The sequence below is a fragment of the Pseudoflavonifractor sp. An184 genome, from assembly GCF_002160305.1.
Lineage (GTDB): Bacteria > Bacillota > Clostridia > Oscillospirales > Oscillospiraceae > Lawsonibacter > Lawsonibacter pullicola.
In genome coordinates, this window is the sequence record NZ_NFKI01000056.1 from 1 (window position 1) to 20,167 (window position 20,167).

Annotated in this window: 20 protein-coding genes and 1 pseudogene; 13 read left to right on the forward strand and 8 right to left on the reverse strand. The window is 62.0% G+C overall.

The window, feature by feature from the left end; genetic code table 11:
* Positions 1–111: 111 nt before the first annotated feature.
* From B5F19_RS18350 to B5F19_RS13950, 3 genes and pseudogenes are all read right to left on the reverse strand, one after another.
* Positions 112–189: pseudogene (locus B5F19_RS18350) on the reverse strand (HIT domain-containing protein); the annotation flags it as partial.
* A 160-nt stretch (positions 190–349) separates the two neighbouring features.
* On the reverse strand, positions 350–688 hold the full coding sequence (locus B5F19_RS13945) for a histidine triad nucleotide-binding protein (RefSeq protein ID WP_087291489.1): 339 nt from the start codon (positions 686–688) through the stop codon (positions 350–352).
* An 82-nt stretch (positions 689–770) separates the two neighbouring features.
* Complete coding sequence (locus B5F19_RS13950) at positions 771–1,622, reverse strand: rhomboid family intramembrane serine protease (RefSeq protein WP_242972822.1); 852 nt, start codon at positions 1,620–1,622, stop codon at positions 771–773.
* A 217-nt stretch (positions 1,623–1,839) separates the two neighbouring features.
* Here B5F19_RS13950 and B5F19_RS13955 point away from each other — a divergent pair, with 217 nt between their 5' ends.
* The 11 genes from B5F19_RS13955 to rbr all read left to right on the forward strand — a co-directional run bounded on the left by B5F19_RS13955 (position 1,840) and on the right by rbr (position 14,603).
* On the forward strand, positions 1,840–3,084 hold the full coding sequence (locus tag B5F19_RS13955) for an adenosylhomocysteinase (RefSeq protein ID WP_087291491.1): 1,245 nt from the start codon (positions 1,840–1,842) through the stop codon (positions 3,082–3,084).
* Positions 3,085–3,219: 135 nt separating this feature from the next.
* Positions 3,220–4,128 carry a UDP-N-acetylmuramate dehydrogenase gene (murB, locus tag B5F19_RS13960; protein WP_087291493.1) on the forward strand — a complete coding sequence of 303 codons (909 nt, stop codon included), beginning with the start codon at positions 3,220–3,222 and terminating at the stop codon, positions 4,126–4,128.
* 93 nt (positions 4,129–4,221) lie between these two features.
* The gene (locus B5F19_RS13965; protein ID WP_087291495.1) at positions 4,222–5,079 is read left to right on the forward strand and encodes a type II CAAX endopeptidase family protein; all 858 of its coding nucleotides are present in this window, start codon (positions 4,222–4,224) and stop codon (positions 5,077–5,079) included.
* A gap of 46 nt (positions 5,080–5,125) precedes the next feature.
* A complete protein-coding gene (gene rapZ / locus B5F19_RS13970; protein WP_087291497.1) occupies positions 5,126–5,986 on the forward strand; it encodes an RNase adapter RapZ in 861 nt (286 codons plus the stop codon).
* A gap of 45 nt (positions 5,987–6,031) precedes the next feature.
* On the forward strand, positions 6,032–7,066 hold the full coding sequence (locus B5F19_RS13975; RefSeq protein ID WP_242972823.1) for a gluconeogenesis factor YvcK family protein: 1,035 nt from the start codon (positions 6,032–6,034) through the stop codon (positions 7,064–7,066).
* A 4-nt stretch (positions 7,067–7,070) separates the two neighbouring features.
* A complete protein-coding gene (gene whiA / locus B5F19_RS13980; RefSeq protein ID WP_087291500.1) occupies positions 7,071–7,985 on the forward strand; it encodes a DNA-binding protein WhiA in 915 nt (304 codons plus the stop codon).
* Positions 7,982–8,161, forward strand: a complete 180-nt coding sequence (locus B5F19_RS13985; protein WP_087291502.1) for a helix-turn-helix domain-containing protein — start codon at positions 7,982–7,984, stop codon at positions 8,159–8,161. The genes whiA and B5F19_RS13985 overlap by 4 nt, the downstream gene beginning before the upstream one ends.
* Positions 8,162–8,168: 7 nt before the next feature.
* Positions 8,169–8,804, forward strand: coding sequence for a VanZ family protein (locus B5F19_RS13990; protein WP_087291504.1), 636 nt, complete (start codon positions 8,169–8,171; stop codon positions 8,802–8,804).
* Positions 8,805–8,812: 8 nt separating this feature from the next.
* Positions 8,813–9,289: a GNAT family N-acetyltransferase gene (locus B5F19_RS13995; protein WP_087291530.1), complete on the forward strand. Its 477-nt coding sequence runs from the start codon at positions 8,813–8,815 to the stop codon at positions 9,287–9,289.
* A gap of 511 nt (positions 9,290–9,800) precedes the next feature.
* Positions 9,801–13,274 (forward strand): DNA polymerase III subunit alpha, encoded by a 3,474-nt coding sequence (locus tag B5F19_RS14000; protein ID WP_087291506.1) that lies wholly within the window; start codon positions 9,801–9,803, stop codon positions 13,272–13,274.
* Between the two features lie 792 nt (positions 13,275–14,066).
* The gene (gene rbr, locus B5F19_RS14005) at positions 14,067–14,603 is read left to right on the forward strand and encodes a rubrerythrin (RefSeq protein ID WP_087291508.1); all 537 of its coding nucleotides are present in this window, start codon (positions 14,067–14,069) and stop codon (positions 14,601–14,603) included.
* Between the two features lie 65 nt (positions 14,604–14,668).
* Here the strand turns inward: rbr and B5F19_RS14010 are convergent, their stop codons facing one another.
* The 5 genes from B5F19_RS14010 to B5F19_RS14030 all read right to left on the reverse strand — a co-directional run bounded on the left by B5F19_RS14010 (position 14,669) and on the right by B5F19_RS14030 (position 18,631).
* Positions 14,669–15,187, reverse strand: coding sequence for a hypothetical protein (locus B5F19_RS14010; protein ID WP_087291510.1), 519 nt, complete (start codon positions 15,185–15,187; stop codon positions 14,669–14,671).
* Positions 15,188–15,210: 23 nt separating this feature from the next.
* The gene (locus B5F19_RS14015) at positions 15,211–16,482 is read right to left on the reverse strand and encodes a competence/damage-inducible protein A (RefSeq protein ID WP_087291512.1); all 1,272 of its coding nucleotides are present in this window, start codon (positions 16,480–16,482) and stop codon (positions 15,211–15,213) included.
* A 38-nt stretch (positions 16,483–16,520) separates the two neighbouring features.
* Positions 16,521–17,075 (reverse strand): hypothetical protein, encoded by a 555-nt coding sequence (locus B5F19_RS14020; protein WP_087291514.1) that lies wholly within the window; start codon positions 17,073–17,075, stop codon positions 16,521–16,523.
* Between the two features lie 41 nt (positions 17,076–17,116).
* Positions 17,117–18,289 (reverse strand): tRNA uracil 4-sulfurtransferase ThiI, encoded by a 1,173-nt coding sequence (gene thiI, locus B5F19_RS14025; protein ID WP_087291516.1) that lies wholly within the window; start codon positions 18,287–18,289, stop codon positions 17,117–17,119.
* 93 nt (positions 18,290–18,382) lie between these two features.
* Positions 18,383–18,631, reverse strand: a complete 249-nt coding sequence (locus tag B5F19_RS14030) for a hypothetical protein (RefSeq protein ID WP_087291518.1) — start codon at positions 18,629–18,631, stop codon at positions 18,383–18,385.
* Between the two features lie 102 nt (positions 18,632–18,733).
* Between B5F19_RS14030 and B5F19_RS14035 the strand changes: the two genes are divergently transcribed.
* On the forward strand, positions 18,734–18,985 hold the full coding sequence (locus tag B5F19_RS14035) for a helix-turn-helix transcriptional regulator (protein WP_087291520.1): 252 nt from the start codon (positions 18,734–18,736) through the stop codon (positions 18,983–18,985).
* An 811-nt stretch (positions 18,986–19,796) separates the two neighbouring features.
* Positions 19,797–19,976 carry a hypothetical protein gene (locus tag B5F19_RS14045; protein WP_087291524.1) on the forward strand — a complete coding sequence of 60 codons (180 nt, stop codon included), beginning with the start codon at positions 19,797–19,799 and terminating at the stop codon, positions 19,974–19,976.
* Positions 19,977–20,167 lie beyond the last annotated feature (191 nt).

Below are 20,167 nucleotides of genomic sequence, written 5' to 3' on the forward strand. Positions count from 1 at the left end.
CTCGGGCGAAATAAATTCGCCCTGCGCCAAGGTTTTCGCTTGCGCGAAAACGCTTGTACGGCGCAAAAGCGCCGCCGCCGCTGTGCGGCGGAATCGGCGAGCAGGCTCTGCTCAGCCGGGAGGCCAGGTCATGTCCCGGCCAGACAGCACGTGGAAGTGCAGGTGCGGTACACTTTGCCCCGCCTGCTCCTCCCAAAGGCTGTTTTGACAGCCTTTGGGTTCCCGGGTTTTATCCATGCTCGGGCGAAATAAATTCGCCCTGCGCCAAGGTTTTCGCTTGCGCGAAAACGCTTGTACGGCGCAAAAGCGCCGCCGCCGCTGTGCGGCGGAATCGGCGAGCAGGCTCTCCTCAGCCGGGAGGCCAGGTCATATCCCGGCCGGACAGCACATGGAAGTGCAGGTGCGGTACACTCTGGCCAGCCTGCTCGCCGATGTTGGACACCACCCGGTAGCTCTCCAGCCCCAGCTCCTTGGTGACTTTGGAGATGACGGCGAAGATGTGGGCCACCACGGCGGCGTTGTCCTGGGTGACCTCAGCCACCGAGGCGATGTGCATCTTGGGGATCACCAGAAAGTGGGTGGGGGCCTGGGGATCGATGTCGTAGAAGGCGTAGCAGACCTCGTCCTCATAGACCTTGTTGGAGGGGATCTGTCCCTCCGCGATCTTGCAGAACAGACAATCGCTCATAAACGGAAGTCCTCCTTTCCTGGGCGGAGACCGCCCGATTCATTCGTTCCCATTGTAGCACGCTTTTGGGAGAAGCACAACCTCACTGCACGTGGACGTGGTCGTTGATGTGCTTCATGCAGTAGCAGTAGTAGCCGTTGCACTTGGAGCAGTACCGGAACTCCATGTTGGGGTCGTCCGCGTCGGTGATGCCGCACACGGCGCACTTGTGGAGGTAGCCCTTGTGCTCCCGGACCTGCTTCTGGGCCTTTTTGAAGTTGATGGTCTGGGGATTGGCGCGGTAGGCGGCCCGCTGTCCGGTGCGGCGGACCACGCCCATCAGGTCCTCCCAGAAGAAGATGAGGTAGTTGAGGATGGCCACCAGGGGCAGGACCGCGGTGATCCACTGGCGGGAGAAGATGCTGAAGAAGAAGTCAAAGGCAAACAGCGCCGCGTCGATCCAGGCCAGCCACTTCACCTTCAGGGGCAGGATACCGTACAGCAGCACCTGCAGGTCGGGGTACAGAGTGGCAAAGGCGAAGAACATAGACATGTTGATATAATACATAGAGGTGGAGCCCATCAGGAAACCCACCAGAATGTTCAGCACCACGCCCAGGCCGTAAAAGACGGTGAAGCGGGCAGTGCCCCACTGCCGCTCCAGGGCGTTGCCGATGTAGTAGTAGAACAGGGTGGTCATGGCAAACCATAGAATGGAAAACATGCCGCCGTAGCCGCTGGTGGGGACAAAGAGAAAGCTGATGATTCGCCAAATCTGTCCCTGCAGAATCAGCGGGCTGAAGAAGGAGAACAGCCAGGAGACATATCCGTTGGAGAACATATCCAGGAAGAACACCAGCACGTTGCCGATGACGATGAACTTCATCAGATTGGGGATGCCAAAGTTGGGGTGATTATAACAGAAGCGGTCCAGCCAGCGGGAAATGGCCTTCATGGACAGCCCTCCTTTTGTGATGATAATTGGGCATACAAGCAACATTGTATCCGCTTTCCGGGGAAATGTCTATAACCAAAGTGTAAACATTTTCGGCGGGGAACAAACCTGCCCTTCCCCTGGGAGGCAAATCGTGATACAATAGCATCCGCGAAAAACGGGCCGGAACGGCTCAAAAAATAGATTTATTTTTCGAGAAGAGAGAGGAACGGTATCTATGAGCATCGTAAAGGATATGTCCCTGGCCCCCTCCGGCCATCAGAAGATCCAGTGGGTGAGGGACTTTATGCCTGCCCTCAGCGGCATTGAGGAGCGCTTCCGCCGGGAGAAGCCCTTTGAGGGGCTGACCATCGCCGTCTCCGTCCATTTGGAGGCCAAGACCGCTAACCTGGGTCTGGTCCTCCGGGAGGGGGGCGCCAAGGTGTACCTCACCGGCTGCAACCCCCTGTCCACCCAGGACGACGTGGCCGCCGCCATGGCCGACCTGGGGGTGGAGACCTTCGGCGTCCACGGGGTGGACATGCAGGGGTATGAGGACCTGCTGGTGGAGACCCTGAAGTGCCGCCCCCACCTGATCGTGGACGACGGGGGCGACCTGATCTCCCTGATGGGGGGCAAGTGCGCCCAGTACGGGGACCGGCTGCTGGGCGGCTGTGAGGAGACCACCACCGGTATCCACCGCCTGTACGCCCGGGAGCGGGCGGGCATCCTCCCCTGCCCCATGATGGCGGTAAACGACGCAAAGGCCAAGCACTACTACGACAACAAGTACGGCACCGGGCAGTCCTCCTGGGACGCCATCATGCACACCACCAACCTGATGGTGGCGGGCAAGACGGTGGTGGTGGCCGGCTACGGCTGGTGCGGCAAGGGCATCGCCATGCGGGCCAAGGGCATGGGGGCCGACGTGATCGTCACCGAGGTGGACCCCTTCAAGGCCCTGGAGGCCACCATGGAGAACTTCCGAGTCATGCCCATGGACGAGGCGGCCAAGTACGGGGACATCTTTGTCACCGCCACCGGCTGCAAGGACGTGATCGTGGAGCGCCACTTCCAGGTGATGAAGGACAACGCCATCCTGTGCAACTCCGGCCACTTCGACTGCGAGGTGGACGTAAACCGTCTGGGCGAGCTGGCGGCGGAGCGCTTCTCCCGCCGGGAGAACATCGAGGGCTTTCGTTTGCCCGATGGACGCACCCTCAACGTGCTGGCCGAGGGCCGTCTGGTCAACCTGGCGGCGGGCAACGGCCACCCGGCGGAGATCATGGACATGTCCTTCGCCGTCCAGGCGCTGTCCCTGGAGTGGATGGCCAAGCACGCCGGACAGCTGGAGAGGAAGGTCTATAACGTCCCCGAGGAGATCGACGACCAGATCGGCCGGGTGAAGCTGGCCGCCATGGGCCTGTCCATCGACACCCTCACCCAGGAGCAGAAGGACTATCTGGCCGGTTGGGAGGCGTGACCGTACGCCCGGCGGCACGTCCGCCGGGCGGGCTGAAATTTTCCCCGGACTATTCTATTCCCAGGGAAGATTTGTTATAATAACGGTACGATCATACTCTGGGGGCGTGCGCCCCCGGTTTTATTTGGAGGTTCTATGGAGCGGTTTGAACAGCTGGCGGCGGCGCTGAGACAGTCCTGCCCCGCCCTGGAATTGAGAGAGCATGAGCCCATGGCCCGCCACACCACCTTCCGCATCGGCGGCCCGGTGCGGCTGATGGCCCTGCCCCGCAGCGAGAGGGAGGTACTCGCCTGCCTGAGAGAGGCGGAGCGGGCCCAGGTCCGGCTGGTGGTGCTGGGCAACGGCTCCAATCTGCTGGCGGCGGACGGGGAGATCCCATGCTTTGCGGTGCTGCTCACCGGCCTGGACGCTCTGGAGCGGACGGGGGAGCGGGAGATCTGGGCCGGGGCGGGGGTGTCTCTGGCCCGGCTGGCCTCGTTTGCCGCCCAGGAGGGGCTGGCGGGCCTGGAGTTTGCCCACGGCATCCCGGGGACCCTGGGGGGCGGCGTGCTGATGAACGCCGGCGCCTACGGGGGCGAGATGGTCCAGGTGGTGAAGGAGGTCGCCGCCGCCGGCCGGAGCGGTGTGGAGACGGTTCCGGCGGAGCTGTGCGGGTTCTCCTACCGCCGCAGCGCATTTTCCGACGGGGAGCGGGTCATTCTGGGGGCGAAGTTTCAGCTGGAGCCGGACGACCCCGCCGCCATCCGCGGCCGCATGGACGATCTGGCCCGGCGGCGGAAGGAGAAGCAGCCCCTGGAATACCCCAGCGCCGGCTCCATGTTCAAGCGGCCGGCGGGTCACTTCGCCGCCGCCCTCATCGAGCAGTGCGGGCTGAAAGGCCTCACCGTGGGCGGGGCCCAGGTGTCCGAGAAGCACGCGGGCTTTGTCATCAACCGGGGCGGGGCCACCTGCGCCGATGTGCTCGCCCTGGTGGACCAGGTGAAGGAGCGGGTGCTCCAGCAGACCGGCGTGGAGCTGGAGATGGAAGTGCGGGTACTGCGGTGAGGCTTGGATGTTCCGCAGCATGCCGAATAACGACATTCAAAACGCGGCAAGTGCGGCGAGGAGCGTTTTTGCGTGAAAAGGGAGTGAGCGGCTATGCTGAGAGCTAAAAAAGCAGAAGAAGTTTTGTCATTGGAAGCATCGTCTACTCGTGCCGGATGGATATTGGTTGTTGGTTATTTTCTATCGTTAAGAGTCGTATATGGCCTCCCGAGTGGGAAAGAGATTCTCTTTTATCCAGTCTGGCTTCTGTTTTTCCTGATCGCGTTTCCACGCGTCTTTCCTATTGCGCTGCGCGAGCTTGATTTGGTCCGCCCGCCCAGAGGTCTTTTAAAAGATTTGGCGTTTACGTGTCAGATTTTGGCGCTCAACGAATTGATAGGAATATTGTACTTTCTGCTTTTCGTAGGAAATGCGGAGAGCGGTGTTTCTGCGGAGCCGCCGGTTACCGTTAGCTTGGTTTTAAGCGGCTTGGTGCTGGCGCCGATTGTTGAAGAAACAATTTTTAGAGGACTGCTCTGGCGAACACTGAGTCAGTATGGGCAGCTGTTTGCACTCCTTACGACCAGCATATTATTTGTATTGATGCATGGAGCGGGTGCGCCGTTTATCCTTGGCATGCTGGGAGTATCTGTTGGTCTGGTTATGGCGAGGACAGACAATCTCATCTATCCGATCCTAATGCATATGATTCATAATTCCGGCCTGCTTCTTCCCACCGTGACGGATGGCGGTAAGGTGGAGTATTTGATTCCGGCAGCCGTAAACCTGGGGTTGCTTGCGGCTTCTTTTTTCCTTTTAAAAGCAAGCTCGACATGGAGCGAAATGGGGAAATCCTTATACGACCCTACTCTGGCAAAAAAACTGGCACAGTTTTTCTGTACAAGCGGCATATTGCTGTATATGCTAATATTTGGAGGGCAGATGATTCTTTCGATGATCACCCCCGCATAAATTTGTGGATATTTGACCCATTTGTTTGACAAAAGAGGTGAGTGGCATGGAATTTATTATCATCTCCGGCCTGTCCGGGGCGGGCAAGAGCCGGGCGGCCTCCATCATGGAGGACATGGGCTTTTTCTGTGTGGACAATCTGCCCGCCCCGCTGATCCCCAAGTTCGCCGAGCTGGGGATGGGGGGCAACGGGGAGTACGACCGGGTGGCCCTGGTCACGGACGTCCGGGGAGGCACCAACTTTGACGGCCTGTTTCAGGCTCTGGATGGGTTGAAGGCCATGAAGTGCGGCTACCGCATCGTGTTCATGGAGGCCTCCGACCCGGTGATCATCCGCCGGTACAAGGAGACCCGCCGGAATCACCCCCTGGCGGAGGAGTGCGGCTCTCTGGAGGAGGCCATCGCCCTGGAGCGGAACATGCTCGCCCCATTAAAGGAGCGGGCCGACTGGGTGATCGACACCTCCAACCTGTCCACCCGGGCCCTGCGGGGAGAGCTGCTGCGGATGTTTTCCAAAAATGCGGCGGAACGGTCCATGGAGGTGCGGGTGATGTCCTTCGGCTTCAAGCACGGCATCCCCGCCGAGGCCGACCTGGTCTTTGATGTGCGCTTCCTGCCCAACCCCTACTACGTGGCCGAGCTGCGGCCCCTCACCGGCCTGGACGCGGGGGTGCGGGACTACGCCCTGTCCTCCCCCCAGAGCCAGGAGTTTTTGAAGAAGCTCACCGACTTTGTCACCTACCTGCTGCCCCGGTACCTGGAGGAGGGCAAGGCCGCCCTGGTCATCGCCGTGGGCTGCACCGGGGGACACCACCGGTCGGTGGCGGTGGCCCACGCCCTGGCGGAGACCATCCGCGGATTGAACTACCCGGTGACCGAGAGCCACCGGGACATGGGGCGGACATAGAGCCTTTTGTTTTGAAGCCTGACACAAGCAAGAGAGGAGATCGCTATGCTGGAGATGCTGCCCAACGCCCAGCAGTGGGAGCGCGGCCCCAAGATCACCGCCATCGGCGGCGGGACCGGACTGTCCACCATGCTCCGGGGCTTGAAGAAATATACCCGAAACCTCACCGCCGTGGTGACGGTGGCCGACGACGGCGGGGGGTCCGGCGTGCTCCGCCGGGACATCGGCATGCCCCCGCCCGGGGACATCCGCCACTGCATGGAGGCCCTGGCCAACGTGGAGCCCATCATGCAGCGGCTGCTCACCTACCGATTCACCGAGGGGGGGCTGGCCGGCCAGTCCTTCGGCAATCTGATCCTGGCCGCCCTCAACGGGGTCACCGGCTCCTTTGAGGAGGCGGTGTCCCAGATGAGCCAGGTGCTGGCCATCACCGGCCGGGTGCTGCCGGTGACCAGCGCCGACGTGCAGCTGGAGGCCGTCTTTGAAAACGGCGCCCGGGTGGTGGGAGAGTCCAAGATCTGCGACGTGAAGAAGCAGCAGGACTGCCGTATCCACCACGTGGAGCTGATCCCCGCCAAGCCCAAGGCCCTGCCCGCCGCCCTGGAGGCCATCCGGGAGGCCGACCTGCTGCTGCTGGGGCCGGGGAGCCTGTACACCAGCGTCATCCCCAACCTGCTGGTGGCCGGGGTGCCGGAGGCCATCCGGGAGTCGGACGCCCTGAAAATTTACATCTGCAACATTATGACCCAGGACGGGGAGACGGAGGGATATACCGCCGCCGACCACCTGGAGGCTCTGATGGACCACGGGGCCAGGGTGGACCTGTGCCTGGCCAACTCCGCCCCGGTGGGGGAGGGGCTGGTGGAGCGCTACCGGGCGGAGGACGCCGCCCCCCTGGTGGTGGACCGGGAGCGGATCTCCGCCATGGGCCTGGAGCTGGTGGAGCGGCCGGTGGCCTCCGAGGGGGGCGACTACGCCCGCCACGACCCGGATAAGCTGGCCGCGGCGGTGCTGGAGCTCTACCGCCAGCGGGCCGTGCGCATTTTCCGGGGCAAGAACCGCTATATCATAGAGGAGTGAGGGCATGACCTTTGGAGGAGAGGTAAAAAACGAGCTGTGCCGCCTGGAGGTGCACAAGAAGTGCTGCGCCCAGGCGGAGGCCTACGGGGTGCTGCTCTACTGCAACACCTTCAGCGGGGACGAGGTGCGCATCGTCACCGAGCACGAGGCCTTTGCCCAGCGGCTGCCCGTCTTGTTCAAAAAAGCCTTCCGGCTCACCTTCGACCGCCTGCCCCAGGGGGAGGGAAAGTACATCTTCTCAATCCAGGACCCCGGCAAGCTGGAGACCATCCATCAGACCTACGGCGCGGACCGGACGGCCCTGGCCCTGCACATCAACTTCGCCGTGCTGGAGGAGGACTGCTGCCGGGCCTCCTTCCTGCGGGGGGCCTTTCTGGCCGGGGGCTCGGTGACCGACCCGAGAAAGGGGTACCACCTGGAGCTGGCCACCTCCCACCACAGCGTCAGCCGGGAGATGCTGGCCCTTATGCGGGAGGAGGACTTCTCCCCCAAGGACGCCCGGCGGAAGGGCAATTCGGTCATCTACTTCAAGCAGAGCGAGTCCATCGAGAACTTTCTCACCGCCGTGGGCGCCCCCCTGTCCGCCATGGAGGTGATGAACGCCAAGCTGGAGAAGGATTTGCGGGGGAGCGTGAACCGGCGGGTGAACTGCGACGCCGCCAACCTGGACAAGGTGGTGGAGGCCGCCCAGGCCCAGCTGGAGGCCATCCGGCGGCTGGAGCGGGACAAGGTGCTGGAGAAGCTGCCGGACAAGCTCCAGGAGGCCGCCCGCCTGCGGATGGACCACCCGGAGGACACCCTGTCCCAGCTGGCGGAGCGCTGCGACCCGCCGGTGACCAAGTCTGCGCTGAACCACCGCCTGCGCAAGCTGGTGGAATTGGGACAGACGCATGAAGAAGGAAAGGCGGGGCGCACATGAATTCGAAGCGAAGCGTAGAATTCCCGCAGGGCGAATTTACTTCGCCCGAGGATTTCAAAAAACGGGCCCCCACAAAATCTATGATTTTGTGGGCTGACCCGCCGGTGACCAAGTCTGCGCTGAACCACCGCCTGCGCAAGCTGGTGGAGCTGGGGAACCCTGGAGAAAAGGAATAGGGACCGTATGCTTCACATCATATGTTATGCGGCCGCGGCGGGGCTGAATCTGGTGTGGCTGCTGCTGGGGGACGAGCTCCATCTGACCCACCAGCTGGCCGTTCCGGTGCTGACCGTGGCCATCGCCGGGGCGGGGGTGCTGCTGCGCCTGCGGACCCTGCCCCGGACGGCCTGGAGGCGGTATCTGAGGGGGAGCTTGTGGGTGCTGTTCTGCTACTATTTGTTCCTGCTGCTGGTCCTGCTGTTTTTCGGCGGCCTGTTCCACATGGACCGGGGCTGGGGGGGCACCGTGAACCTGGAGCCCTTCCACACCATCCGCAATTACATCCGTTTCTACCGCAACACCGGCAGCTATGTGAGCATTATGAATCTGCTGGGCAACGTGGCCATCATGGTCCCCCTGGGGGTGCTGCTGCCCCTGCTGTTCCGGGGGATGCGGCGCTTCTGGACCTTCCTGCCCCTGGCCGCCCTGGCGTCGGTGGGGGTGGAGTATATCCAGTGGCGCACCGCCACCGGGGCCGCCGACGTGGACGACTCCATTTTGAATTTCCTGGGGGCCTTTTTGGGGTACTTCTTTGTACGGGTGTGCCAGATGGGGTATGCCGCCTATGTGCGGCGGCGTCAGAGAGGAGAATTGCCGTGAGTGAGACCATGAAATTCCGAAAGGCGGTCCCGGGGGATGAGGGGCTGATTTTGACCTTTATCCGCGAGCTGGCCGACTATGAGGGGATGCTGGACCAGGTAGTAGCCGATGAGGCTACCCTTCATACCTGGATCTTTGAAAAGGGAAAAGCGGAGGTCCTCTTTGTCCTGGAGGGGGAGACTGAGGTGGGGTTTGCCCTGTTTTTCCACAACTTCTCCACCTTTTTGGGCCGGGCGGGCCTCTACCTGGAGGACTTGTATGTCCGGCCGGAGTGCCGCGGAAAGGGCTATGGAAAGGCACTGTTTCGGAAGCTGGCGCAGGTCGCCCTGGAACGGGGCTGCGGCAGGATGGAGTGGTGGTGCCTGGACTGGAACCGGCCCTCCATTGATTTTTATACCAAGGGCATGGGGGCCGAACCTATGAGCGACTGGACGGTTTACCGCCTGGCGGGGGAGACCCTGAAACAGGCGGCAAATCAGCCATAAGTACTGGGGGCGCGCTGGATTGCTGATTGAACGTTCCCGGGCGGCCCGGTGTGCCGCCCCTACGGACCTCATCCGCCTCGCTTCGCGCGGCACCTCCCACTTGATAAGAGAAAGGCACGGGCGGGTCTAGGACCCGCCCCTACGGCTGAGACAGAAGCCTTCCCTCCGTTTCGTAGGGGCCGGTCCCAGACCGGCCCGCGGGCGGCCGCAAGGGCCGCCCCTACGGCGAATCAAGAGGCGGTCGTGTTCTTCTCGTAGGGGCCGGACACTGGCCGGCCCGCAGATATACGCGGCGCGTCCAGGAGGCCGCGCCCTACACCCCAGCACTAGCTGCCGCCTGCTCGGCAAAGCTAGGCGCAGTTGTGAAACCGAAGCGGCTGCAATGTTCCACCCAAATAGGCCGCCGAAGGGCGGCCCCTGGCGATTCTTTGGTTTCTTTCCCATCGCGGAGAAAGAAACTCGCCCCGCAGGGCGAAACCCCTCCGTAAAAGCAGAGAAAAGGAGAACCACCATGTCCTTTGTCCACCTACATCTACATACCGAATTCTCCCTTCTGGACGGCGCCTGCCGGATCAACAAGCTGGTCAAGCGGGTGAAGGAGCTGGGCCAGGCGGCGGTGGCCATCACCGACCACGGGGTCATGTACGGGGTGATCGACTTCTACAAGGCCTGCAAGGCGGAGGGGATCAAGCCCATCATCGGCTGCGAGGTGTATGTGGCCCCCCGGGGCCGGACCCGGTTCCAAAAGGTCCACGAATTTGATTCCAACTTCTCCCACTTGGTGCTTCTATGCCGGAACGAGGAGGGGTACCGCAATCTGTCCTACATGGTGTCCCAGGCATTCCTGGAGGGCTTTTACATGAAGCCCCGCATCGACCTGGACCTGCTGAAGGAGCACTGCGGCGGCCTCATCGCCTGCTCCGCCTGCCTGGGGGGCGAGGTGCCCAAGCTGCTTGCCGCCGGGGACTACGACAAGGCCAAAGAGGTGGCCCTGGAGATGCGGGAGTGGTTCGGAGAGGACGGCTACTACCTGGAGCTCCAGGACCACGGGATCCCCGCCCAGCGGCAGGTGAACGCCGGGCTGATGCGCCTCCACCAGGAGACGGGCATCCCCCTCATCGCCACCAACGACGCCCACTACCTGCGGCGTGAGGACGCGGAGATGCAGGACATCCTCATGTGCATTCAGACGGGCAAGACGCTGGACGACCCCAACCGCATGAAGTTCGAGACCCAGGAGTTTTACGTCAAGAGCGAGGAGGAGATGGCGTCTCTCTTTCCCAACTGCCCCGAGGCCCTGGAGAACACCGCGAAAATCGCGGATATGTGCAATGTGGAGTTCGAGTTCGGCAAGTACCACCTGCCCCACTTCCAGCTGCCCGAGGGCTGGACCGACGGGGACGCCTACTTTGAGAAGCTGTGTATGGACGGCTTCCGCTGGCGCTACCCGGCGGAGCCCCCGGAGTACCTGGAGAAGCTGCGGTACGAGATGGGCATGATCCGGAAGATGGGCTTTGTGGACTACTTCCTCATCGTCTCCGACTTCATCGCCTACGCCAAGAGCCACGGCATCCCCGTGGGGCCGGGGCGCGGCTCGGCGGCGGGTTCCATGGTGTCCTACTGCCTGAATATCACCGACCTGGACCCGGTGAAGTACAACCTGTACTTCGAGCGCTTCCTGAACCCGGAGCGGGTGACCATGCCCGATATCGACATCGACTTCTGCATCCGCCGCCGCCAGGAGGTCATCGACTATGTCTCCCGGAAGTACGGGGCCGACCATGTGGCCCAGATTGTCACCTTCGGCACCATGGCCGCCCGGGGGGCGGTGCGGGACGTGGGCCGGGTGCTGAACATGACCTACGCTGAGGTGGACGCCATCGCCAAGCTGATCCCCAGCGGCCCGGGGGCCCTCCACATCACCCTGGAGGAGTCCCTGAAGCTGTCCAAGCAGCTCAAGGACGCCTACGACGAAAATCCCCAGGTGAAAAAGCTCATCGACACCGCCAAGGCCATCGAGGGCATGCCCCGGAACACCTCCACCCACGCCGCCGGCGTGGTCATCACCAGCCGTCCGGTGAGCGACTATGTGCCCCTGGCCAAAAACGACGACCTGGTGGTCACCCAGTACATTATGACCACCCTGGAGGAGCTGGGCCTCTTAAAGATGGACTTTTTGGGCCTTCGAAACCTGACGGTGCTGGACGACGCGGCCAAGCTGGTCCGCCGCAGCCACCCGGACTTTGACCCGAAAAAGATCCCTGACGACGACCCGGCGGTGTTCCAGATGCTGTCCGACGGCAAGACCTCCGGCGTGTTCCAGATGGAGTCCGCCGGCATGACCGGCGTGTGCGTGGGCCTGAAGCCCCAGAACATCGAGGACATCACCGCCATCATCGCCCTGTACCGGCCGGGGCCCATGGACTCCATCCCCCGGTTCATCGCCTGCAAGCACAACCCGGAGAAGGTCACCTACAAGCATCCCTCCCTCATCCCCATCCTGTCCAACACCTACGGCTGTATCGTCTACCAGGAGCAGGTCATTCAGATCTTCCAGCAGCTGGGGGGCTACTCCCTGGGCCAGGCGGACATGGTGCGCCGGGCCATGTCCAAGAAAAAGGTGAAGGACATCGAGAAGGAGCGGGCCACCTTCCTCCACGGGGACCCGGAGCGGAACATCGCCGGCTGTGCCGCCAACGGCATTCCCGAGGACGTGGCCCAGAGCATCTACGACGAGATCTACGACTTTGCCAACTACGCCTTCAACAAGGCCCATGCGGTTTGCTACGCGGTGGTGGCCTATCAGACGGCCTGGTTCAAGTGCCACTACCCCAAGGAGTATATGGCGGCCCTGCTCACCTCGGTGCTGGACTCCAGCGACAAGGTGGCCGAGTACATCGCCGAGTGCAAGGAGTGGAACATCGCTCTGCTGCCCCCGGACATCAACGAGTCGGAGGCGGACTTTGCCGTGTCCGAGGAGGGCATCCGCTTCGGTCTGGTGGCACTGAAGGGGGTGGGGCGGAGCGTGATCAACGGCATGCTGGAGGAGCGCTCAAAAAACGGACCCTTCAGCGACTTTATGGACTTCTGCGACCGGATGTTTGACAAGGACCTGAACCGGCGGGTGCTGGAGAGCCTGATCAAATCCGGGGCCTTTGACCGGATGGGCTATAAGCGCGCCCAGCTGATGGAGGTCTTTGGGCAGGTGCTGGACGGCATCGCCGCCAGCCGCAAGCGCAACCTGGAGGGTCAGCTGGACCTGTTCGGTATGGGCGGGGGAGAGGCGGAGGAGGCCGCACTGCCCGCCCTCCACCTGCCGGATGTGCCCGAGTACCCGCCCCAGCAGCTCATGTCCATGGAGAAGGAGGTCACCGGCCTCTATCTCACCGGGCACCCCATGGACGCCTATCGGGAGGCGGCCAAGATGGTGGGGGCGGTGACCATCGGCTCCATTCTGGGGGACTTCGGCCGGGAGGACGGCCCCGCCCGCTACCGGGACGGGGAGCTGGTCACCATCGCCGGGGTGATCTCCACCTATAAGACTCGGACCACCCGGAACAACACCCTGATGGCCTACGTCACCCTGGAGGACGACACCGCCTCCATGGAGCTGCTGTGCTTCTCCCGGGTGCTCAACGAGAGCGGGGGATATATCCGGGAGAACAGCGCCGTGCTGGCCACCGGGAAGATCTCCGTCCGGGACGAGAAGGAGCCCCAGCTCATGGTGGACTCCATCCGCCCCCTGGGGGACCTGGACGGCAAGGCCCAGGGGAAGCCGGAGAAGCTGTGGCTTCGCCTGCCTACCCGGGAGGACCCCCGCATGCGGAAGATCAAGCTGGCCCTGTCCTTCTTCCCCGGCGAGAGCCAGGCGGTGCTTTACTTCGAGGACTGTAAAAAGCGGGTGGGCACCCGCTGCATGATCCACCCGGCCCTGGTGCAGGACCTGAAAGAGCGCCTGGGGGAGGAGAACGTGGTGGTGAAGTAACAGGCGGACGGCCGCAAGGCGGCAGATGCCTCCGCGGCGGGCGGCCCAGGTGTGCCGCCCCTACGGCGGATGCAGAAGCGGTTACTTTTTCCTCGTAGGGGCCGGTCCCAGACCGGCCCGCCGACTACGGACCAGCTATCACCTGCTCGGTAAAGCCAGGCGCGGGAGTGAAACCACACTGCCCCCAATTTTCCACTTCAATCGGCCGCCGAAGGCGGCCACCAACGCAAAGCCCAGCGAAGCGGGTTTGCGTTGGAGAGGAGGAGCGATGGAGTGAGCGAGCTTTGCCCGATCCGGGCGAAGCGAGGGATACGAAATCCGCGACGACGAAGGGCCCAGTGGCCCGGCGGGAATTTAGACACCCACTCAGATTTCCACGCGCCGGAAATTTTGCTCATCCTAACAGGTGTGCGTCTCCCGTAATAGGGGTCTGGGGCCGACTCCCCCTGTCAGGGGGAGATGGCCCGAAGGGTCAGAGGGGGTAGGGTGGGCGACTATGGACACGCTAGTGTCCATCGGAGCCGTCCCCAGCGGCGTTTTGGTGACTTTGCCGCCGCGGGCAAAGTCACTCGCCGCCCTCAGGCGGCGAAACTCCCCAAAGTCCGAGCGAAAAGTCAAAGAAAGACCCATTTGTGCAGAATTAAAAAAATCCATTTAAAATCACGAAAAAAGTTGACAAGAATGTGGGAAAGGTCCTTGACAATCGGAGTGGAGTCTGGTATAGTGGACTCAACTAATAAGAATAATTCTTGTTAGAAAATAACAATACATAGATTTAGGGAGGAATTTACGATGCCGGAACTGAAGGGCAGCAAGACCGAACAGAACCTGTGGACCGCCTTTGCCGGGGAGTCCCAGGCCCGCAATAAGTACACCTACTTCGCCTCCAAGGCCAAGAAGGACGGCTATGTGCAGATCTCCAAGATCTTCGAGGAGACCGCCGCCAACGAGAAGGAGCACGCCGAGATCTGGTTCAAGCTGCTGGGCGGCATCGGCACCACCGCCGAGAACCTGGAGGCCGCCGCTCAGGGTGAGAACTACGAGTGGACCGACATGTACGCCACCATGGCCAAGGAGGCCAAGGAGGAGGGCTTCGACCACATCGCCTTCCTGTTTGAGGAAGTGGCCAAGATCGAGAAGGAGCACGAGGACCGCTACCGCAAGCTGCTGGCTAATGTAGAGGGCGGCCTGGTGTTCTCCCGGGACGGCGACATGATCTGGCAGTGCAGCAACTGCGGCCACATCCACGTGGGCAAGGAGGCCCCCGAGGTCTGCCCCGTGTGCGCCCATCCCCGCGACTACTTCCAGCTGAAGGCGGAAAACTACTAATCGAATCAATTAGATCGCAAAAAACAGCGGCGGGAGCGCTCATTTGAGCGCCCCCGCCGTTCCAGTTACTCCTGCCCGGGCCGTTCCAGCCCGGTGCAGTCGTAATACTCGTCGCTGTACTGAATTTTGCTGTCGTCAAAGCTGGCCTGCAATGCCTTGACATAGGCAAAGGGGTCCTCCATAGGGGTGAGGCCGAAGGTGCCCTGAAGCAGCTCCAGGGCGGCTTTCTGCGCCTCGGTCTGGATGGCCCGCTCCGCCCGCAGGTGGTTCTCGAACAGCTCCCGGCTCATCCAGGCGATCTGCTCCACCGGGTTGGCAGAGCCGCAGGCCAAAATCAGCCGGAGAAAATCGGAGAAGGTTTGGGCCAGCGGATACACACAGCGGTCCGCGCAGCTCTCCGGGTTGGCGGCAAAGACCATCCCGCCGTACTCGGGCAGAAAACAGTACAAAATGCACCCCTCAAATCCGATGGGGACGGCGTTGACCGGATAACAGAAGTAGGGGAACTCTATGGAGCCGGGCTCGAGAGAGAGCAAACTTTTGTCCATGGAGAGCGTTTGGAAGTGCTCAAACAGGTCATCCATCTCTATATCCTCCCAGTCGATGGTTATTGGGGCATTCCCGCCTCATAGTCTAGCCCAGTGAGGTACCGCCGGGCCAGGTCGAAGGCGTGGTGGGCGGTGATGGTACGCAGCCGTTCCCGCACCGGGCGCAGGGTGATATGGAGGGGCCGGACGTAGGTGCCCTCGTAGGTGGCGATGCCTATGAACATGGTGCCCACCTCGTTGCCCCGGTCGTCCTTGTCCGGGCCGGCCACGCCGGTGGAGGAGAGGCCGATGTCACAGCCCAGTACCCGCCGGGCCCCCTCAGCCATGGCCTCTGCCACCGGGGCGGACACCGCCCCGTACTGGTCCAGCAGCTCCTGGGGCACCCCCAGCACATTGTGCTTCACCTCATTGGTGTAGGAGACGATGCCCCCCTTGAACACCTGGGAGGCTCCGGAGAGGTCGGTGAGCCGCTTGGCCATGAGGCCGCCGGTGCAGCTCTCGGCGGTGCCCAGGGTGCGCCCCCTCTCCTTCAAAAGTCCTTCCAGCACAAACTCCAGGGAGGGCACGTCCACCCCGTACACCAGGGGCCCGAAGTGCTCCTTCAGCTTGTCCACGGTGGGGAGGAGCAGGGCCTGGGCCTCCTCCTGGGTGGCGGCCTTGGCGGTGACCCGCAGCTCGCACTCCCCCTCCTTGGCGTAGGGGGCCAGGGTGGGGTTGGCCATGGCGTTCATCTGCTCCCGCAGCTGGGCCTCCATGGCGGACTCCCCAATGCCGAACAGCTTCAGGGTGTGAGAGGCGATGACCCCCTCGGAGAACTGCTGCAGGTAGGGGACCGCCCGGTACTGGAACATGGGGCGGCACTCGCTGGGGGGGCCGGGGAGCATGATGACATGGACCCCCTCCGCTTCAAAGGCACAGCCGGGGGCGGAGCCCCAGTCGTTCACCAGAACGGTGCACCCCTCGGGGAGCATGGCCTGCTGATAGTTGTTCTCGGTGAGTTTGCGCCCCCGCTTCTTGGCAAACTCCTCCAGCCGGCGCACCGAGTCCTCATCCCGGTACAGCTTTTTCCCAAAGGCCTCCGCCAGCACGTTTTTGGTCAGGTCGTCGCAGGTGGGGCCCAGGCCGCCGGTGGTGATGATGATGTCCGCCCGCTGTTTGGCGATGGCCACCGCCTCCCGGGCCCGCTGGGGGTTGTCCCCCACCACCGTGTGCCAGTACACATTCAGCCCCAGGGCGCTGAGCCCCTGGGAGAGCATCTGAGCGTCGGTGTTGGCGATGCTGCCCAGCAGCAGTTCGGTGCCCACCGACAGGATTTCCACTTTATGAGACAAAGGAAAGACCTCCATGATAGGGCGCGGAAGAGGCGCCCTTAGTTTGTGCGTTTATAGATCAGGGGCACGTCGTAGCCGAACACCCGTTTTCCCTCCCGCTCCATGGACTCGGATACCTCCAGGCGGTCGGGGAAAAAGCGCTCAAAGAGGGTGAATTTCATAACGGGGGAGAACATGCTCTCACTGCCGCCCACCCATCCGCCGTCCTGGAACCGGTAGAGGGCGGGGGTGAACTTCTGGGAGGGGGAGAGCTGGTCAAAGGGGAGCTCCGGCATGGTCTCATAGGACAAGGTCTTGGGGTCCAGCCCCCGGGGCAGGTCGTAGGAGGTGAGCAGTATCCCGTCCGCCTCCTGGGTGAAGCAGAACAGATGGGGGGAGGCGTTGGTGCGTCCCTGGACGGTGTAGTAGCTCTCCTCCAGCAGGAAGAGGCCGGGGAAATCCGCCGGAAGACCGGAGATTTTCTGATTGCAGAGGGTGTTTACATGCCGGGCAAAGGGGAAGGAGGTGTCTCCCGCCGCCTGGCGCTGTTCAAACTGCTCGCGGTTGTCAAAACGGCCGCAGAGCAGGTCCATAAATTCCGACAGATCGTGCATAAAATAGCGCCTCCTGAAAGGTTTTGAATTAGGTGGTTGATTTACAGGTTGACCTGCACCCGCTCAATGCCGTCCACGGCGGCCTTCACCATGGCGCCGACGTCCAAGGCCTGTTCGGCGGCCTCCACCTCGCCGGGCATGGGCCGCAGGCGGGGGTGCCGGGGGGTGAAGACGGTGCAGCAGTCCTCATAGGGGAGGATGGAGGTCTCAAAGGTGCCGATTTTCCGGGCGACCTGGACGATCTCCTCCTTGTCCATGCCGATGCAGGGGCGCAGGACGGGCAGGTCCACCACCGCGCCGGTGCAGCGCAGCGCCTCCATGGTCTGGCTGGCCACCTGTCCCAGGCACTCGCCGGTGACCAGGGCCTTGGCCCCGCAGCGGTTGGCCACCTCCTGGGCAATGCGCATCATAAAGCGGCGCATGAGGACGGTGAAGAGCTCCTCCGGGCAGGAGCGGCGCAGCTCCTCCTGGATGGCGGTGAAGGGGACCACGTGGACGGTGAGCCGCCCGGTCCAGGGGGTGAGCAGGCGGGCCAGCTCCAGCACCTTGTCCTTGGCCTCGGGGGAGGTGTAGGGGTAGGAGAAGAAGTGGACCATGTCCAGAGCCACCCCCCGCTTGGCGATCATCCAGGAGGCCACCGGGGAGTCGATGCCTCCGGACAGCAGGGAGACCGCCCGGCCGTTGATGCCCACAGGCAGGCCGCCCGCCCCGGGCTGGGCCTGGGCGTGGACGTAGGCGGCGTAGTCCCGCACCTCGATATACACGGTGAGCTCCGGGTGGTGGACGTCCACCTCCAGATTGTCATAGGCCTCGTGGAGCTCGCCGCCCACATACTGGCTGAGCTGGATGGAGGTCATGGGGAAGGTTTTATCTGCCCGCTTGGTCTCCACCTTGAAGGATTTGGCGGAGCGCAGCTCGGCATCCAGGAATTCTTTGGCGGTGGCCAGAATGGCGTCCTTGTCCTTCTCACAGGGCCGGGCCAGAGACAGGCCCGCGATGCCGAACACCTTTTTCAGGGCCTCGTAGGCCCCCAGCACGTCGCAGCGGTCGTCCTTGGGTTCCACATAGGTGGCCGACTGGCGGGTGTACACCCGGAACTGGCCGTAGGGGTGGAGGCGGCGGTGGATGTTGGCCTGGAGCTTGTCCTCAAAGCTGCGGCGGTTCAGACCCTTCAACACTAATTCGCCCAACTTGAGCAGAATGATTTCGTTCATTGGGATTCCTCACTCTCAATTTATAGCAGTTCAATCGAGAGTATTATAGTCGAAAGACAGGGGGATTGTCCAGAACAACCGGGAAAAAGAGAATCATCCAAAATCGTGCCGGTTTCCGCAACTCACGCCCATATCTTCCAAAGTCTGAACAACAGCTTCGATTTTTTGAAAGCACTCCGGATCAGAGAGGGCGTCGTCCTTGAGAATGGCCTGAATTTGGCACAGGGCTTGATAGCTGGCCGACTCCAGCAGATCCTTGGCAGTCAGATCCAGAGTCGGAAAAGATACGGTGATTTCCCGCCGTTCCAAAATTTTTGCCAAAAGTTCTACTGCCAGTTCCATGTTCAGCACTCCTTTATTTTATAAGTGGACCAATACTGGTCCTATTATATCACCGGATTTTCATAAAATAAAGAACAAGGCGAGACTTTATGGAAATGGGTGATGTGGGTGCGGGAACAAAAGATCAAGCAGGACGCTATTCCAATCGGCGCAAACATCCGCCGTATCCGTATGGAACGAAAGCTGGGACAGGCGGAGCTGGCTCGGAGATTACAGCTTGCGGGCGTGGAGATGACCCGGGAGACGCTGGTGAAAATTGAGCGTGGAATCCAGCATATTACAGCCAGTCAACTGCGAGGCATTCGAGATGCGCTGGAGACGACTTATGATGAATTGCTGAAAGAAGCCCCTTGAATCGGCCGGAGAGACGGATTCAAGGGGATTTTTCATTGCCTTGTTCCACTTTAGCCTTCCCCCTGGGGGGAAGGTGGCACGGCGCAGCCGTGACGGATGAGGGGGCAGGATTCGGATTGAACTCGTTGTACGCAGGGGGATTTCGCCGCCTGCGGGCGGCGAGTGACTTTGCCCGCGGCGGCAAAGTCACCAAAACGCCGCCGGGGAACGGCTCAGGATGGACACTTCGTGTCCATATTCGCCCACCCTACCCCCTCTGACCCTTCGGGCCATCTCCCCCTGACAGGGGGAGTCGGCCCCGGACCCCATTACGGGGGACGCGTACCTGAAAGTCAGCGGAAGATTTCCGGCGCGCAAAATCTGAGTGGCTGGTCTAAATTCCTGCCGGGCCACTTCGTCGTCGCGGATTTCGTATCCCTCGCTTCGTCCTGACGGACAAAGCTCGCTCACTCCATCGCTCCTCCTCTCCAACGCAAACCCGCTGCGCTGGGCTTTGCGTTGGGGACCGCCTTCGGCGGCCTGTTTGGGTGGAAAATTTCAGCCGGTGCGGTTCAATTTCTACGCCTGGCCTTACCAACCAGGTGGCGGCTGGTCTGCAGTCGGCGGGCCGGTCTGGGACCGGCCCCTACGAAAGAAGGGATAGCTTATAGAGTTGCCGTAGGGGCGGCCCCATGTGGCCGCCCGCTATTTTCCGCCGCATTACTTGAGTTTACCACTGGCATTAAAATCCCTGTGGTGAAAAATGAACCAATTCAGGCACATGTGTCAAAACCATCTCCCTGCCGGGCATACTATTCCAGGGGTGAGGAACATGAGCAAACGCAAAACCAAACGGTCATCCCAACAAATGGGGGAGAACCTGCGCCTGAATCCCCAGCTGCGCCTGTGTCCCAAATTTGACCCGGACAGCATCGCGGAGTTCCATGTGGGGGAACCAGGTGAGATGGGCGTCCGGGTGGTGGACAACTGCGCGGAGGAGCACATCATGTAAAACGTGTGCAGAAGGGCCCCAGCCTGCGGCTGGGGCCCTCAGCTTGTCAAAAACCTCTGTTCAGACGAATCCGCCCGAGTGCTGGCGGGGGAGCTCGAGGGGGCGGCAGCCCGCCTCGAGTGGGATCGAATGCCCTGAATGCCTTGCTTGGCAAGGCGTTCAGCGAGCGCAGCGAGGACTTTTCCGCCGCG

Excerpts from the sequence above, each read along its gene's own strand:
- B5F19_RS13955 (WP_087291491.1), top strand. The coding sequence starts at position 1,840 with ATGAGCATCGTAAAGGATATGTCCCTGGCCCCCTCCGGCCATCAGAAG.
- thiI (WP_087291516.1), bottom strand. The coding sequence starts at position 18,289 with ATGAACGAAATCATTCTGCTCAAGTTGGGCGAATTAGTGTTGAAGGGT.
- B5F19_RS13990 (WP_087291504.1), top strand. The coding sequence starts at position 8,169 with ATGCTTCACATCATATGTTATGCGGCCGCGGCGGGGCTGAATCTGGTG.
- B5F19_RS13950 (WP_242972822.1), bottom strand. The coding sequence starts at position 1,622 with ATGAAGGCCATTTCCCGCTGGCTGGACCGCTTCTGTTATAATCACCCC.
- B5F19_RS13975 (WP_242972823.1), top strand. The coding sequence starts at position 6,032 with ATGCTGGAGATGCTGCCCAACGCCCAGCAGTGGGAGCGCGGCCCCAAG.
- B5F19_RS13995 (WP_087291530.1), top strand. The coding sequence starts at position 8,813 with ATGAAATTCCGAAAGGCGGTCCCGGGGGATGAGGGGCTGATTTTGACC.
- rbr (WP_087291508.1), top strand. The coding sequence starts at position 14,067 with ATGCCGGAACTGAAGGGCAGCAAGACCGAACAGAACCTGTGGACCGCC.
- B5F19_RS13945 (WP_087291489.1), bottom strand. The coding sequence starts at position 688 with ATGAGCGATTGTCTGTTCTGCAAGATCGCGGAGGGACAGATCCCCTCC.
- B5F19_RS13985 (WP_087291502.1), top strand. The coding sequence starts at position 7,982 with ATGAATTCGAAGCGAAGCGTAGAATTCCCGCAGGGCGAATTTACTTCG.
- B5F19_RS13965 (WP_087291495.1), top strand. The coding sequence starts at position 4,222 with ATGCTGAGAGCTAAAAAAGCAGAAGAAGTTTTGTCATTGGAAGCATCG.
- rapZ (WP_087291497.1), top strand. The coding sequence starts at position 5,126 with ATGGAATTTATTATCATCTCCGGCCTGTCCGGGGCGGGCAAGAGCCGG.
- murB (WP_087291493.1), top strand. The coding sequence starts at position 3,220 with ATGGAGCGGTTTGAACAGCTGGCGGCGGCGCTGAGACAGTCCTGCCCC.
- whiA (WP_087291500.1), top strand. The coding sequence starts at position 7,071 with ATGACCTTTGGAGGAGAGGTAAAAAACGAGCTGTGCCGCCTGGAGGTG.
- B5F19_RS14035 (WP_087291520.1), top strand. The coding sequence starts at position 18,734 with ATGTGGGTGCGGGAACAAAAGATCAAGCAGGACGCTATTCCAATCGGC.
- B5F19_RS14045 (WP_087291524.1), top strand. The coding sequence starts at position 19,797 with ATGAGCAAACGCAAAACCAAACGGTCATCCCAACAAATGGGGGAGAAC.
- B5F19_RS14020 (WP_087291514.1), bottom strand. The coding sequence starts at position 17,075 with ATGCACGATCTGTCGGAATTTATGGACCTGCTCTGCGGCCGTTTTGAC.
- B5F19_RS14000 (WP_087291506.1), top strand. The coding sequence starts at position 9,801 with ATGTCCTTTGTCCACCTACATCTACATACCGAATTCTCCCTTCTGGAC.
- B5F19_RS14010 (WP_087291510.1), bottom strand. The coding sequence starts at position 15,187 with ATGGATGACCTGTTTGAGCACTTCCAAACGCTCTCCATGGACAAAAGT.
- B5F19_RS14030 (WP_087291518.1), bottom strand. The coding sequence starts at position 18,631 with ATGGAACTGGCAGTAGAACTTTTGGCAAAAATTTTGGAACGGCGGGAA.